The 13815-nt window shown below is 71.7% G+C and carries 11 protein-coding genes and 1 tRNA gene; 6 read left to right on the top strand and 6 right to left on the bottom strand.

Annotated elements, in window-relative coordinates; all coding sequences use genetic code 11:
- Nucleotides 1–20 precede the first annotated feature (20 nt).
- Genes AB0K80_RS03955 through AB0K80_RS03965 form a run of 3 tightly spaced genes read left to right on the top strand, consistent with a single transcriptional unit; the run spans nucleotide 21 to nucleotide 2702 of the window.
- Nucleotides 21–1367: a replication initiator gene (locus tag AB0K80_RS03955; protein ID WP_365665520.1), complete on the top strand. Its 1347-nt coding sequence runs from the start codon at nucleotides 21–23 to the stop codon at nucleotides 1365–1367.
- Entirely contained in the window at nucleotides 1360–1572 is a 213-nt protein-coding gene (locus AB0K80_RS03960; protein ID WP_037640101.1) for a helix-turn-helix domain-containing protein, read from the top strand. Before AB0K80_RS03955 ends, AB0K80_RS03960 begins: the two co-directional genes overlap by 8 nt.
- Nucleotides 1572–2702 carry a tyrosine-type recombinase/integrase gene (locus tag AB0K80_RS03965; RefSeq protein ID WP_365665522.1) on the top strand — a complete coding sequence of 377 codons (1131 nt, stop codon included), beginning with the start codon at nucleotides 1572–1574 and terminating at the stop codon, nucleotides 2700–2702. Before AB0K80_RS03960 ends, AB0K80_RS03965 begins: the two co-directional genes overlap by 1 nt.
- Before the next feature lie 106 nt (nucleotides 2703–2808).
- On the opposite strand, the gene AB0K80_RS03970 is transcribed toward AB0K80_RS03965, so the two are convergent.
- The 5 genes from AB0K80_RS03970 to AB0K80_RS03990 all read right to left on the bottom strand — a co-directional run bounded on the left by AB0K80_RS03970 (nucleotide 2809) and on the right by AB0K80_RS03990 (nucleotide 9471).
- Nucleotides 2809–2881 (bottom strand) — tRNA-Arg (locus tag AB0K80_RS03970).
- A gap of 249 nt (nucleotides 2882–3130) precedes the next feature.
- Nucleotides 3131–4537 (bottom strand): glycoside hydrolase family 43 protein, encoded by a 1407-nt coding sequence (locus tag AB0K80_RS03975; protein WP_365665524.1) that lies wholly within the window; start codon nucleotides 4535–4537, stop codon nucleotides 3131–3133.
- A gap of 232 nt (nucleotides 4538–4769) precedes the next feature.
- A complete protein-coding gene (locus tag AB0K80_RS03980) occupies nucleotides 4770–6110 on the bottom strand; it encodes a jacalin-like lectin (RefSeq protein ID WP_365665526.1) in 1341 nt (446 codons plus the stop codon).
- Nucleotides 6111–6310: 200 nt separating this feature from the next.
- Nucleotides 6311–8008: an IclR family transcriptional regulator C-terminal domain-containing protein gene (locus AB0K80_RS03985; RefSeq protein WP_365665528.1), complete on the bottom strand. Its 1698-nt coding sequence runs from the start codon at nucleotides 8006–8008 to the stop codon at nucleotides 6311–6313.
- Nucleotides 8009–8181: 173 nt separating this feature from the next.
- A complete protein-coding gene (locus AB0K80_RS03990) occupies nucleotides 8182–9471 on the bottom strand; it encodes a M6 family metalloprotease domain-containing protein (protein ID WP_365665530.1) in 1290 nt (429 codons plus the stop codon).
- 288 nt (nucleotides 9472–9759) lie between these two features.
- Between AB0K80_RS03990 and AB0K80_RS03995 the strand changes: the two genes are divergently transcribed.
- Together AB0K80_RS03995 and AB0K80_RS04000 are read left to right on the top strand one after the other, a co-directional pair.
- Nucleotides 9760–10404, top strand: coding sequence for a helix-turn-helix domain-containing protein (locus AB0K80_RS03995; RefSeq protein WP_365665532.1), 645 nt, complete (start codon nucleotides 9760–9762; stop codon nucleotides 10402–10404).
- 225 nt (nucleotides 10405–10629) lie between these two features.
- On the top strand, nucleotides 10630–12183 hold the full coding sequence (locus AB0K80_RS04000) for an MFS transporter (protein WP_365665534.1): 1554 nt from the start codon (nucleotides 10630–10632) through the stop codon (nucleotides 12181–12183).
- A gap of 132 nt (nucleotides 12184–12315) precedes the next feature.
- On the opposite strand, the gene AB0K80_RS04005 is transcribed toward AB0K80_RS04000, so the two are convergent.
- Nucleotides 12316–12852 (bottom strand): MarR family transcriptional regulator, encoded by a 537-nt coding sequence (locus AB0K80_RS04005; protein ID WP_365665536.1) that lies wholly within the window; start codon nucleotides 12850–12852, stop codon nucleotides 12316–12318.
- 101 nt (nucleotides 12853–12953) lie between these two features.
- On the opposite strand from AB0K80_RS04005, the gene AB0K80_RS04010 reads away from it, so the two are divergent.
- The gene (locus tag AB0K80_RS04010; RefSeq protein WP_365665538.1) at nucleotides 12954–13745 is read left to right on the top strand and encodes a class III extradiol ring-cleavage dioxygenase; all 792 of its coding nucleotides are present in this window, start codon (nucleotides 12954–12956) and stop codon (nucleotides 13743–13745) included.
- Nucleotides 13746–13815: the final 70 nt, after the last annotated feature.

Consider the following 13815-nt stretch of genomic DNA (forward strand, 5'->3'; position numbering starts at 1 on the left):
CTACAAGGAGGAACCCCTACATGCACCCTGCGGCTCCGACCGCAGCCATCCGCCAGCTGGCAGCACTCGCCAGGCACGGCGACCTCAGCGCCTACGCACGCCAGATCCAGCGCCTCGGCGGCTGCGAGCGGCCCGTACGGATGGAGGGCCACCGGCTCGACGTACACGCCGCCACCGGGGAGATCGTCCGGGAGATCGTCGACCGCAACCTCCCGGCCGGACAGCTCCTCATCCGCTGCAACAACCGCCGCGCTACCCGGTGCGCTTCCTGCGCCGAGATCTACCGCAAAGACACCTTCCACCTCGTCACGGCTGGCCTGAACGGCGGTAAGGGCATCGGTCCGGCCGTTGCCCAACACCCGCGCGTCTTCGCCACCTTCACCGCGCCGTCCTTCGGCCCCGTGCACAACCGGCCCGGCGGCGGCCGGTGCCGCTGCGGCCGCCTCCACCCGGAGGACGACCCCGTCCTCGGTACGCCCCTGGACCCGGACCGCTACGACTACCGCGCGGCTGTCCTGTGGAACGCGCACGCCGGGGCACTGTGGGGCCGTTTCACCACCTACCTGCGCCAGCACCTCGCCTCCCGTGCGGGCATCAGCCGCTCGGCGCTGCGCCACTGCCTCAAGGTCTCCTACGCCAAGGTCGCCGAGTACCAGCGGCGCGGCGCCGTCCACTTCCACGCCGTCATCCGCCTCGACGGCCCGGAGGGCGCCGAGGACGCCCCGCCGGCCTGGGCCACGACCGAACTGCTCACCGACGCGATCCGCTCGGCGGCCCGGCTCGCGGAGGCACCCGGCCCCGTCCTCGACGGCCGCCCGTACGCCTTCCGCTTCGGCGAACAGCTCGACATCCGCCCCATCCGCTCGGCCGACTTCACGGGCACCTCGGAACTGTCCAGCCGCGCCGTGGCCGCCTACATCGCCAAGTACGCCACCAAGGGCGCCGAGACCGCCGGCACCCTCGACCGGCCCATCCGCAACCCGATCACGGACCTGATCGGCTCCGGCGTCACCGACCATGCCCGGCGCATGATCCTCACCTGCTGGCACCTCGGCGCCCTGCCCGAACTCGAAGACCTGCGCCTGCGCAAGTGGGCCCACATGCTCGGCTTCCGCGGCCACTTCTCCACCAAGTCCCGCGCCTACTCCGTCACCCTCGGCGCCCTCCGCCAGGAACGCGCCGACCACAACGAAGCACTGGCCCGCGAACGCGCAATCGAGCCCGGCCACCCGCTGCCCGACCCGGACACCGTCCTCGTCCTCTCGCACTGGCGCTTCGCAGGGGTCGGCCTGACCGCCGCTGAGACCTGGCTGGCGAGCTCTCGTCACTCCGCTGCTTCATCGGAAGGAGACCCCACCCATGGCTGATCGCTACCTGACCGTGGCGCAGGTGGCCGAACTCCTCGGCACTACGGAACGCTTCCCGCGCCGCCTGATAGCTGAGCGACGCATCGTGTTCGTCAAGGTCGGTCGGCACGTCCGTATCCCGGAGAGCGCACTGAACGCCTTCATCGACGCCAACACGGTGCAGCCGATCGGCGACCGCCGCAGCTCCCTCCGGAGGGCTGCCTGATGGCCAATAAGAGAGGGAAGCGGCGAAACTTCGGTTCCGTCCGACAGCTTCCGTCCGGCCGTTGGCAGGTCCGTTACCGGGACCCGGAGACGGGGCAACTGCGTCCGGCCGAGAAGACGTACGCGACCAAGACCGATGCCCAGGTCGCCCTGACGCACATCGAGTCGGACATCGCGCGCGGACAGTGGTCGGACCCGGACGCCGGAGCGGTCAACTTCGAGGAGTACGCCACCGCATGGCTGCGGGACCGGAAGCTTGCCGACCGCACCCGCGAGCGAAACGAGTCGGTGATGCGGCTGCACATCCTGCCGACCTTCGGGGCCGGGAGCGTGGCCGACGTGACGACGGCCCGGGTGCGTAGTTGGCGCGGCAAGCTCCTTGCGGCCGGCGTCGGTGAGCCGACGGTGGTTAAGGCGTACCAGCTGCTGCGCGCCCTCATGAACACGGCCGTGGACGACGAGCTGATCCGGCGCAACCCGTGCCGCATCAAGGGTGCGGACCGATACGACGTGCCCGAGCGGCCGGTCCTCACCGTTCCGGAGGTCTTCGCCGTCGCCGACTCCATTGCGCCGCGCTACCGGCTGCTCGTGCTCCTGGCGGCCTTCACCACCCTGCGGTTCGGGGAGCTGGCGGCCTTGCGGCGCCGGGATATCGACCTGGAAGGGCTGACCGTCACCGTGCGCCGTGCTCAGGCCGAGCTGCAGGACGGCCGGCTCTTCGACAAGGCGCCGAAGTCCGCGGCCGGGGTGCGCTCCGTCTCCTTCCCGGCCGAACTGCTCGACGCGGTCACGCACCACCTGGAGCACTTCGCCGCTCCCGGACGCGACGGGCACGTCTTCGTCGGGTCGCAGGGTGGGCAACTACGGCGGAGCAACTTCCGCGACGACTGGGTCAAGGCACGGAAGGCCGCGGGCGTCACGGACGAGCTGCACTTTCACGATCTGCGGCACACGGGCAACACGCTGGCCTCGACGGCCGGGGCCAGCACGCGGGAGCTGATGACGAGGATGGGGCACAGCAGCTCGCGGGCCGCGCTGATCTACCAGCACATGACCAGCGACCGGGACCGGGCCATCGCCGACCGGCTCGGGGCCATGATCCGCGACGGCGGCAGAGGGGCGTCCGGCTAGGGGATGTGGACTGCGCGTGGACTCTAGTGGCACGCGTGTGGCACGGCCTCGAACACGACGAAGGGCCAGCCTGGGAGGAAACCCTCCTGAGCTGGCCCTTTTCCTGTGCCCCCGGCAGGATTCGAACCTGCGACACCCGCTTTAGGAGAGCGGTGCTCTATCCCCTGAGCTACGAAGGCGGTGCCCTGCGTGGGCGTGGATGAATGCTCACGGTGAGCGTTCAGTCGCGCTGCGGCAAGGGCAGGGCCGCCACCGAGGTGGCGGTCCATGACAGGGTAGCGGATCGGCGTGGAGTGGTGGGGTGTGGCCGGCGGCTGAGCAGGGAGTGCTTGGACTCCGGCGCTGGTGCGGGTGGCCGCCATGGGGCCGAGTGGTCGGCGTCGTGTGCGTCAGCCCCGGTGCTCAGGTGCCCGGCCGGGACGGTCCGGTCAGTAGCCCACGCGGAACGTCGCGTCCTGGCGGTCCGTGGTCGTGGAGATCGGGTCGATGCGGAGCACGTAGTTCGCGTGGCGGATGTAACGGGTGGGGTAGTTGTACGACCGGAACGATGCCCAGCTCGCGTCGGCCAGGCCCGCCGTGCGGTAGAAGGTGGCGTCGGCCGCGAACGTGGACGTGCCGTCGTTGGTGTCCAGGCGCAGGGCGTAGTCGTAGTGGCGCAGGTAGCGGGTCGGGTAGTTGACCGACTGGAACGAGACCCCGGCGGGGTCGGCGAGGCCGGGGACCAGCTTCCACTGGGAGTCGCGGGGCGGGTCGATGGGGTACGGGTCGATGCGGCCGGTGAAGTCGGAGTGCCGGACGTAACGGGCCGGGTTGTTGTAGGACTTGAGCCGGTTCCAGGCGGGGGTTCCCCACCGGGCGACGAGGTTGTCGTACTCGGTGGTGCTGATAGTGGTGATGCCGCAGTGCTTGGAGTTGAGCGGCTGCGTGTAGGTCTTCTGGTCGAGCGCGGTCCAGGTGCCGGCCGACAGGGCGGTGGACTGCCAGGCGTAGAAGACGCCGTTGGGGGTGTAGGTGTCGCCCCACAGATACCAGGTCCCGGAGGTCAGGGACTTGACCAGGGTCGGGGCCTCGGTGCCGCCGTGGGCGACGCCGGTGGTGAACGGGGTGAAGCTGCCCGGGTCCAGGGAGGTGGACCTCGCCCCGCGCAACGTCTGGTCGCCCTTGAAGTAGAGGTAGTTGACGCCGTTGACGCCGATGGCCATGTCGCCGTCGATGACGTCGTAGCCGGGGTCGAAGAAGACCTGCGGTGCGGAGGCGGTGACGAAGTCGCTGGTGTAGTTGACCATGATCACGTTGTGGCCGCTGGAGTTCACCGCGGAGTAGATGACCGCGTACTTGCGTCTGCCCGCGTCCCAGAACGCCTCGGGTGCCCAGCTGTGGGTGTTCATGTCGTGCAGCTTCAGACGGCGGTAGCCGGTGAAGGTGCGCAGGTCGGCGGAGTCCCAGACGTGGATGTACTGGCTGACGTAGGTCCAGTCGGTGCCCTTGAGGTCGGTGGCCAGTACGACGAAGGTGCCGTCCTGCTTGCGCAGGATGAACGGGTCGCGCAGGCCGAGCGCGCCCGCGGTCGGGGTGACGACGGGGTTGTTCTGGTTGAGCGGCATCCAGTTCAGCCCGTCGGTGCTGACGGCGAGGTGGAGGCCGTAGTCGGTGCCCTCGCCCAGGCTGGTGGACTCGGTGAAGTAGCACATCACGTACGCCGAGTCGGCGGCGTGGGCGGTGCCGGCGCCGAGGCTGAGCACTCCGGTCATGGCCAGGGGTGCGGCGGTGGCCGCGCCGAGGAAGGAGCGCCGGGACAGGTGGGTGTGGTGGGGGCCGTGGGGGTGGCGGGTCATGTGTGCTCCAGGGGCGGCGGCGCAAAGGCGTGCACGGGGGTGAGTGACCTTGTGCCTGGTGGCTGGCCAGGTGGTCGGCATGTCGAACATGGTTCGAGTGGGCGGTCAGAACCTAGAGCCGGGGCATGTGCGCGTCAATCGTCCTGCACGACCTTTGTGAGGGCTGTGTGCTTCCGGGGCGCCGGGCCGGCCCCACGCGGAGGGGGCCGGCCCGGCGCCCGGGCCCGGGTGGTCAGCGCTGGGTGTAGAGGAAGCCGATCTTGTCGACCTCGTCGCCGGTACGTCCGTGGAAGCCCGTGATCTGCCAGCCGGCCGGGGCGGTGCGGGTGACGCAGTCGGAGGTCGTGGTGCCGCCCGCCAGGGTGCGCCCCAGGTTGGTGGTGAACCTGGCGTAGAAGATGCGGGTGCGGCCGTCCTTCTGACCCCGGCACAGCTGGGCTGCCGTCAGGTACTCGCCGCTGCCCAGGGTGAGCGAGGACGCGGTGCCGCTGCTTCCGCCGTGGGTGAGGGTGGTGCCGTTCGCGAGGGTGAGTCCGATCTGGTCGACGCGGGAGCCGGTGCGCAGGGTGACGCCGGTGGCGCGGGCGCCGGCCGGTACCGCGTCGATGTCGTTGAAGTAGTCGCCGTGCGGCCCGCCGAACTGGTCGCTGAGCTGGTAGGCGGGGTTGCGCGACCACGCGAAGCCGACGGCGATCGGGTCGTGGTCGGAGAGCATGAGACCGTCGCTGGTGAGGAACTTGGCGTGCTCGTTGTTGTACGAGGTGGCGTGGAGCGAGACGAGCTTGCTGCCCCGGTAGAGGACCTTGTCGACGATCTCGCAGGTGTTGGGCACGGTCGGCTTGGTCTGGTCGCAGACGAGGGCGTCGCTGCCCTTGGCGGGCGGGGTGCCGCCCCGGACCAGCTGCACCCAGGCGTCGGTCAGGCCGTTGGCCGCGGCGAACTCGGCGATGGTGTCGCCGCTGCGGGTGTAGCGGGTGTTGGTGTCGCCCATGACGACGACCGCGTTGCCCGCCGAGTGGGTCCGGATGAACTCGGTGAGCTGGCGGAGGTTGTCGGCGCGTGCGGCCAGGTCGTCTGCGTTGGTCCCGGCGTTGGTGTGCACGTTGTAGAAGTCGACGTAGACGCCCTCGGCGAGGCGCTCGCGCAGGAAGGTGAAGCCCTTGGGCGTCAGGCAGTCGCCGGAACCGTAGGTGCAGGTCCGCCAGCGCACCCGCTCGAAGTCGTCCGCGTCGTAGGGGAGTGTGGACAGCGTGTTGAGCCCGCTGCCGATGCCGGCGCCGCCGCTCGTGGGTGTGCGGTGGGCGTGCGCGGTGTCGGCGGCGTAGAGGGTGGCGTGGTAGTTGAAGTCCTCCTGGACGTGGACGATGTCGTACGGCGCGATCCGCCGGCCGATCTCCGCGGTGGCCGGCTCGCGGGGGGTCGGGGCGCTGGAGATGGCCTCCGGCAGGCCGGCCACGTTGTAGCTGAGGACGCTGAGGGTGCCCGAGTCGGCGGCCGCGGCGGAGGGTGCGGCCGCGGTGAGCCCGCCCAGGGTGGCGGCTGCCGCCGCCAGGCAGGCGAGGAGTCTGCGCATCAGGAGTCTCCTGGGGAAGTGGGGGAAGCGGTTGCGTGGCAAGCAACGGGGCAGAAGTTACCGCTGGTTACCCCAGGCGTGTCGAGAGTTCCGGCGTTTCCGCGCAGGAGTTGTCCGCCGTACACGGACGGTTCGGGGCCGCGCCGCGGGCGGTTCACGACAGCCCGGTGGCACGACAGCACGGTGCACGACAGCCGGCGTCAGGTCAGCGGTACGTCGGTGAAGCGGCTCGCGGTGTGCAGGTCCGTCTCGATGCCGGCGGCCGTCTCCGCAAGGGCGGGGAGGAGGTCCCTCACGCACTCCTCGGCGGTGCGGCGGGCCGCGTGCAGCGCCACGTTGACGGCGGCGACCACCCGGCCCGTGCGGTCGCGGACCGGGACCGCGATGGCCCGCAGTCCTTCCTCCAACTCCCCGTCGACCAGGGCGTACCCCTGGGTACGGACCTCCGCCAGGACGCGGTCCAGCGCCGTGGGCTCGCCCGGGCGGCGTTCCGGTGCCGGGAGGTCCGCCAGCAGGACCCGGCCCAGGGAGGTGGCGTGGGCGGGCAGGCGGGTGCCGGTCGTGATGTTCACGCTCATCACACGGTGCGTCGTCGCCCGGGCCGTGTACTGGATCTCCTCGCCCGACGGTGCCAGCACGGCCAGGGCGGTCGACTCGCCCACGCGGTCCGCCAGCGCGGCCAGATGCGGCTCGGCGATCCGCGGCAGCGAGGTCCGGGACAGCAGGGGGAAGCCCAGGGACAGCACCCTCGGGGTCAGGCGGAACGTACGGCCCCCGGCCGCCGTGACCAGGCCCAGATGCTCGTACGTGATCAGCGCCCGGCGGGCCGTCGCCCGGGCCAGGCCGGTCGCCCTGGCGACCTCGCTGAGCGTCAGTTCGGCCCGGCCCTCGCCGAAGGCCGTGAGAAGGGTCAGCCCTCGCGCCAGGGACTCGATGAACTCCCGTCCGAGCTCCTGCTTGGACGCGCCCGTCCAGAGCGCCAGTCCCGCGGGCGGCGGGCCGGGCTGCGGGGGCGGGGCCAGGCGCAGTTCCCGTTCCATGTCCGCGACCGCCGCCCGCAGCGGCGGCAGCAGGCTGGTGCGCAGGTCGCCGGCCGTGTGCCGGCTGGTGTGGCTCACCACGCTCGCCACGCACGCCACCCGTCCCGTGCGGGGATCCCGTACGGGGACCGAGACGGCGACCAGGCCGGGCTCGATCAGCTGGTCGTCCAGCGCCCAGCCGTCCTCCGCCGCCCGCGCGGTACGGCGTACGAAGTCCTCGTCGCCGGAGTCGCCGGAGTCGCCGGAGTCGGCGGAGCCGTCGAAGCCGCCGGAGTCGCCGGAAACGTGCGCGCGGGGCGGTACGGCCGGGAAGGCACGGTCCTGCGGGTCCGCCGCCCGGCGGGCGCGCCAGCGGGCCCAGTCGGCGTCCGTCCACTCGGTGGCGAACAGCGGGCCCGGCGCGGTGCGTTCGGCCGGGAGCAGGTCGCCGATGCGGAAGCTCAGGGACATCGCGCGGCGGCGCGTGGCCTGGTGGATGAACCGGATGCCGTCCCGGTCGGCGACCGCCAGGGAGACGGACTCGTCCAGCTCGTCGGCCAGGGCGTCGGCCCGGCCGGACAGCAGGGCCGGCAGGCGCAGAGCGGCCAGGTAGGCGTTGCCGAGTTCCATCAGGCGGGGGGTGAGGGTGACGTCCCGGCCGTCCAGGCGGACGTAGCCCATGCGGGCCAGGGTGGCCGTGACGCGGTCGACCGTGGCGCGGGCCAGGCCGGTCTCCCGTTCCAGCGCGCTCGGGGGCAGGGTGCCGCCGGCCTCGGTGAGCCGCTGGAGCACGGCGATCCCGCGGATGAGGGGGGTGACCGCCTCGGTCGGTGCGGCAGGCAACTGGCGCGGGGGCTCGGGCGTGGGCGTCGCGGGCATCGGGTCTCCGGTACGGGGCTCGGGCAGGCCTACCGTAATCCGGGTGCCCGGTCACTCGTGCCGGGCGCCGGCGCCGAGGGCCGGGCCCCGCCGCCTGCCTTCCTGTCGCGCCCTGCCCGTGTACCGGTCCGGCCTGCCGGCATACGTCGTCCCTCGCACCACCCCGCCCGCGCCTACCCCCGCGAAACCCGCACCCGATAGCCCCCCTCACCCCCACCCCCCACCACCTCCACGCGAACCCCCCTCCCCGGATCCTCGAAGGTCTCCCCGGGCTCGAAGGTCGCGTCCGACAGTTCGGCGTGGACGTTGGGGCTGCGGGTGCAGCCGGCGCTGTCGGGGTGGGAGTCGTACACCTTCACCGGTCCCATGCCGGTGTCGACGTTCGCGTCGACGCGGTAGATGAGGACGCCCGGCCGGCACACGGCCTCGTCGTTGCCCGCCCGGGTGCGCACTTCGACGACGTAGGCGGTGGTGCGGTCCAGCGGGACGACGACCAGCTTGGGCCCGCCCGCCCGGGCCAGTGGGGTCAGGCTGTACTCGGACGTGCCCAGGGCGGCCGCGCAGTGCACCTGTCCCGCGTCCAGCCAGCCCAGTTTCCACTTGTGCCAGCCGAGCAGGTCGTTGTTGGCCCCCCAGTCCTCGCTCATGATGTCCCAGTGCCCGACCGCGCCCCCGCCTTCCTGCGTGTACAGGTCGGGCAGGCCGAAGACATGGCCGTTCTCGTGGGGGAGGACGCGGTAGCCGGTGCGGTGGTAGGAGCCGGAGCCGTCGTCCTGGCGGGAGTAGACGAAGGAGGCGTTGGCCACGGGGACGCCGTCGGCGGCCGGGGCCTCCGGGTTGCCGGCGAAGGTGACGGACAGGACGGTGTCGAGGGCGGAGGGGCCCGCGTTGGGGGTCACCAGTACGTTCATCAGGTCGTACGCCTTGAAGTCCACCACCGGGTCGGCCGCCGCCACGAGGTCCTGGACGAGTTCGCGGTAGCCGGGCTCGAAGGGCGCGCCGCGCTCTATGCCGTACGCGTGGAAGGACCGGGGCATCCGCAGCCAGGCTGGTATCGGGGTCTCGGCGCGGTAGTCGAGGCGGCCGTAGGAGGCGGTGCGGAACCAGCGCCGGGTCTGCGGAAGGAACTCCCGGAACCGGTCCAGGGCGCTGCCCTCGCCGGGGGCGTCCGAGAAGTCGACCATCAGGGTGAGGGCGCGGACGGTTCCGGTGGAGCGGGCGTAGCCGGCGGAGGTCGGTATGCCCTCGGACATCTGGACGTCACGGTGGCCGCGGATCAGACAGGGGCGGTGGGTGCTGGAGCGGGCCAGGGCGGCGACGGGCCCGGCGCCGGCCGCCGTCCTGCCCGGGAAGAGGTCTCCGGAGCCGGCCGAGGTGCTGACGGCGAAGGTCAGCGCGGCCACCGAGACCAGGGCCGCCACCCGGCCCGGGCGTATCCGGTGGCTGCTCGGCGGCTGCTGCATGCGGGCACCCTCCGCTCCTGGCAGCCGCCCGTCACCGGCTGCACCCCTGCGCTCACCCTGCGTCGAGGGGGAGCGGGGGCGCGCGTTGGAGGAGACCGATCGTGGGTTTCCCGCCGGTAGGGGGTGTGACTCAGGTCACGCAGGAATGTCGCCCGGGTGGGAAATAACCGGGGATCGAGTCCCCGTTTAACCCAGCGTCCGAGCGAAACGGGGACTCGCTCCCCGGATTGCTCAGGCACCGGATTCTCACCGGTCCCTCAGCCCTACCGCCTCACCCAGGAGTACGCCGTGCAGACCGCCACCCCCGCAGCGCGCAAGGCGCCCCGGCCGCGCGCCGACGCCCTGCGCAACCGGGAGCGGATCGTCACCGCCGCCCGGGAGATGTTCGTCGAACACGGCCCCGACGTGCCGCTCGACGAGATCGCCCGCCGGGCCGGCGTGGGCAACGCCACGGTGTACCGCAACTTCCCGGACCGCGACGCACTGGTCCGCGAGGTCGTCTGCTCGGTCATGGACCGTACGGCGCACGCGGCCGAGCGCGCGCTCGCGGAGAGCGAGGACCCGTTCGAGGCGCTGGAGCGCTTCGTGCACGCGGCGGCCGACGAACGGATCAGCGCGCTGTGCCCGATGATCTCCAGCACCTTCGACCAGCACCACCCGGACCTGGAGGCCGCGCGCGAGCGGGTCGAGGGGCTCGTCGCCGGGATCATGGAGCGGGCCAGGGCGGCCGGACAGCTGCGCCCGGACGTCGGTGTCGGTGACCTCATGGTCGCCGTGGCCCAGCTCAGCCGGCCCCCGGCCGGAACGCAGTGCCTGCGTGCCGACCGCTTCGTCCACCGCCATCTGCAGCTGTTCCTGGACGGGATGCGGGCACCGGCCCCGTCCGTCCTGCCGGGCACGGCCGTGACCCTCGAGGAGCTGCGGCAGTCCTGACCGATGAGTTCGGCGCGCCATCCCAGTCAGCATTCCCGTCCGTACTCCAGTCACCAGCGGGTCGCCGGTCGTCCCGGTGACTGACTCACCTCTTCGTTTCCTTCCTCTTCACCGACCTGCACTTCCGTAACTCCGTTACTTCCTTTCCTCCCGTTACTTCCGTTTCTTCCCTTCTTCACGCACAGACCTGTTCGTCCGTCACGAAGTCCCGAAGTGGGTACCGCCATGTCTGAAACGACCTCGAAGGCCTCCGGCCTCCCGGACACCACGCCCGATCCGGGCCGCTGGAAAGCGCTCGTCTTCATCGCCCTCGCCCAGCTGATGGTCGTCCTGGACGCCACCATCGTGAACATCGCCCTGCCCTCCGCCCAGCAGGACCTCGGCATCTCCGACGGCAACCGGCAGTGGGTCGTCACGGCCTACGCGCTCGCCTTCGGCGGTCTGCTGCTGTTCGGCGGGCGGATAGCCGACCTGTGGGGCCGCAAGCGCGCCTTCGTCGTCGGTCTCGCCGGCTTCGCCGCGGCCTCGGCGCTGGGCGGCGCGGCCACCAACGAGGCGATGATGTTCGGCTCCCGTGCCCTCCAGGGCGCCTTCGGAGCCCTGCTCGCCCCGGCCGCGCTCTCGCTGCTGGCCGTGATGTTCACCGACGCCAAGGAGCGCGCCAAGGCGTTCGGCATCTACGGCGCGATCGCCGGTGGCGGCGGTGCCGTCGGCCTGATCCTCGGCGGCTTCCTCACCGAGTACCTGGACTGGCGCTGGACGTTCTTCGTGAACATCCCGTTCGCGGTGGTCGCCGCGGCCGGTGCCTGGTTCGTCATCCGTGAGCCGCGCGGCGGCCGCAACCGTTCGCCGCTCGACGTCCCCGGTGTCGTGCTCTCCACCCTCGGCCTGGTCGCCCTCGTCTACGGCTTCACCCGCGCCGAGTCCGACGGCTGGAGCGACTCCGTGACGGTCGGCATGTTCGTCGCCTCCGCCGTCCTGCTCGCGGCCTTCGTCGCCGTCGAGGCCAGGGTCAAGGCCCCGCTGCTGCCGCTGCGCGTGGTCACCGAGCGCAACCGGGGCGGGATCTACCTTTCCCTGGGGCTGGCGATCATCGCGATGTTCGGCCTGTTCCTCTTCCTGACGTACTACCTGCAGGTCGTGAAGGGCTACACGCCGGTGAAGACCGGCTTCGCCTTCCTGCCGATGATCGCGGGCATGATCACGGGCTCCACCCAGATCGGCACCCGCCTGATGACCCGCGTCGCGCCGCGCCTGCTGATGGGCCCGGGCTTCCTGGTCGCCGCGCTCGGCATGCTGCTGCTGACCCGGCTGGAGATCGACTCCTCGTACGCCGCCCTGCTGCTGCCCGCGATGCTGCTGCTCGGCCTCGGCATGGGTACGGCGTTCATGCCGGCCATGTCCCTGGCCACCCAGGGCGTCGAGCCGCGGGACGCCGGGGTCGCCTCCGCGATGGTCAACACCTCGCAGCAGGTGGGCGGCGCGATCGGCACCGCCCTGCTGAACACCATCGCGGCCTCGGCCACCGCGTCCTACATCACGGACCACCTCACCGGCGCGGCCGACGCCTCGCAGCGGCAGCTGGTCCAGCTGGAGGGCATGGTGCAGGGCTACACCACCGCGATCTGGTTCGCCGTCGGCATCCTCGTCGTGGCCGCGGCCATCGCCCTGACCTTCGTCAACGCCGGCCGCCCGGGCGGTACGACGGTGACCGGCTCCGAGGCCGGCGCCGGTGAGACCGCGCAGGACGAGGTGGCCGTCCCGGTGATCGCCCACTGAGCCGGCCGGCCGCACGGTCCTGCTTCGGGGACCCGCCACAGGGGCAGCACGGACGGTGCGGACCAGGGCGGGAACGCCCGGTCCGCCTCCGTACGCCCCGCAGGACCCGCCCGGGCGCCCGCTGAGAAGCGCTCAGCGCAGCCAGGGCAGGTCCGCGCCCGCCTCCTCGGGCTGCAGTCCCTCGGCGATGATCTGCATGATCTCGCCGAGGGACTTCTGCTGCTGCGGGGTGAGACGGTCGAAGACCGCCCGGCGCACCAGGGCGACATGGCCCGGCGCGGAGCGCCGCAGCACCTCGTGGCCCGCGTCCGTGAGCACCGCGAACTGGCCGCGCTTGTCCGAGGGACAGTCCTCGCGCCGGACCCAGCCGTTCCTCTCCAGCCGCGCGACGGCGTGCGAGAGCCGGGAGCGGGTGATCTTCGCGTGCCGGGCCAGCTCGGTCATCCGCAGCCGGCGGTCCGGGGACTCGGCGAGCTTGACCAGCAGCCCGTAGTAGACGTGCGGCATGCCCGCGTCGCGCTGGAGCTGGCGGTCCATGTGGTCCTCGAGCAGGGTGGCGGCCTCGATGTACGCGCGCCACACGCGCTGCTCCTCGTCGGTGAGCCAGCGGGGTTCCTCGGCCGGCGGTGCTGCCGCGGCCGGTGCGGGTGCGGAGGAGGGTGCCTTCATGCTCTCCACTCTACGACCTAGCTTCTTTAAGATTAAACAAATGGGGTGTACAGTCGGTTTCGAACGATGCTTGAGCTTTCAAGCTGGAGGGAGTCGACACCATGTCCGCCGCCACGCAGGAGCGCATGCCCGCCCTGTACCTCAGCCACGGCGCACCGCCACTGGCGGACGACCCGGTCTGGCCTGGTGAGCTCGCCGCCTGGTCCGCCGGCCTGCCGCGCCCGAAGGCGATCCTCATGGTCTCCGCCCACTGGGAGGAGGCCCCGCTCGCCCTCGGCGCCACCGAGACCGTCCCCCTCGTCTACGACTTCTGGGGCTTCCCCGAGCACTACTACCGGGTGACGTACGAGGCCCCCGGCGCGCCGGAGCTCGCCGAGTCCGTACGCAAGCTGCTGCGCGCTCCCGGCATGCCCGTGCAGGACATCCCGGACCGGGGCCTGGACCACGGCGCCTACGTCCCGCTGGTCGAGATGTACCCCGAGGCCGACATCCCGGTGCTCCAGATCTCCCTGCCGACCCTCGACCCGGTCCAGCTCATGGACATCGGCCGCAAGCTGGCGCCGCTGCGCGACGAGGGCGTGCTGATCGTCGGCTCCGGCTTCTTCACCCACAACCTGGCCGCGCTGCGCCACACCGGCGGCGGGGTGCCCGGCTGGTCGGCGGAGTTCGACGACTGGGGCCGGCGGGCGCTGGAGGCCGGGGACGTGGACGCGCTGCTGGACTTCACCCGCAAGTCCCCGGCGGGCCGGCTCGCCCACCCGCGCACCGAGCACTTCGCCCCGCTGTTCGTGACCCTGGGTACCGCCGACGCTGCCGGGGAACTCGACACCCCCAAGTCGGTGATCGAGGGCTTCTGGATGGGCCTGGCCAAGCGGTCCGTGCAGTTCGGCTGAGCTTCCGTGCAGTCCGGCCGAGCTTCGCGGCAACCTTCGGCGAACAGGAGCCGTCTTCCGGGGTGGGAGG

It is taken from the genome of Streptomyces sp. NPDC052682 (genome assembly GCF_040678435.1).
GTDB lineage: Bacteria > Actinomycetota > Actinomycetes > Streptomycetales > Streptomycetaceae > Streptomyces.

Coding starts and splice junctions, on each gene's coding strand:
- AB0K80_RS03955 (WP_365665520.1), top strand. CDS start 21: ATGCACCCTGCGGCTCCGACCGCAGCCATCCGCCAGCTGGCAGCACTC.
- AB0K80_RS03985 (WP_365665528.1), bottom strand. CDS start 8,008: ATGCCCGCGACGCCCACGCCCGAGCCCCCGCGCCAGTTGCCTGCCGCA.
- AB0K80_RS03965 (WP_365665522.1), top strand. CDS start 1,572: ATGGCCAATAAGAGAGGGAAGCGGCGAAACTTCGGTTCCGTCCGACAG.
- AB0K80_RS04000 (WP_365665534.1), top strand. CDS start 10,630: ATGTCTGAAACGACCTCGAAGGCCTCCGGCCTCCCGGACACCACGCCC.
- AB0K80_RS03960 (WP_037640101.1), top strand. CDS start 1,360: ATGGCTGATCGCTACCTGACCGTGGCGCAGGTGGCCGAACTCCTCGGC.
- AB0K80_RS04010 (WP_365665538.1), top strand. CDS start 12,954: ATGTCCGCCGCCACGCAGGAGCGCATGCCCGCCCTGTACCTCAGCCAC.
- AB0K80_RS03980 (WP_365665526.1), bottom strand. CDS start 6,110: ATGCGCAGACTCCTCGCCTGCCTGGCGGCGGCAGCCGCCACCCTGGGC.
- AB0K80_RS04005 (WP_365665536.1), bottom strand. CDS start 12,852: ATGAAGGCACCCTCCTCCGCACCCGCACCGGCCGCGGCAGCACCGCCG.
- AB0K80_RS03990 (WP_365665530.1), bottom strand. CDS start 9,471: ATGCAGCAGCCGCCGAGCAGCCACCGGATACGCCCGGGCCGGGTGGCG.
- AB0K80_RS03975 (WP_365665524.1), bottom strand. CDS start 4,537: ATGACCCGCCACCCCCACGGCCCCCACCACACCCACCTGTCCCGGCGC.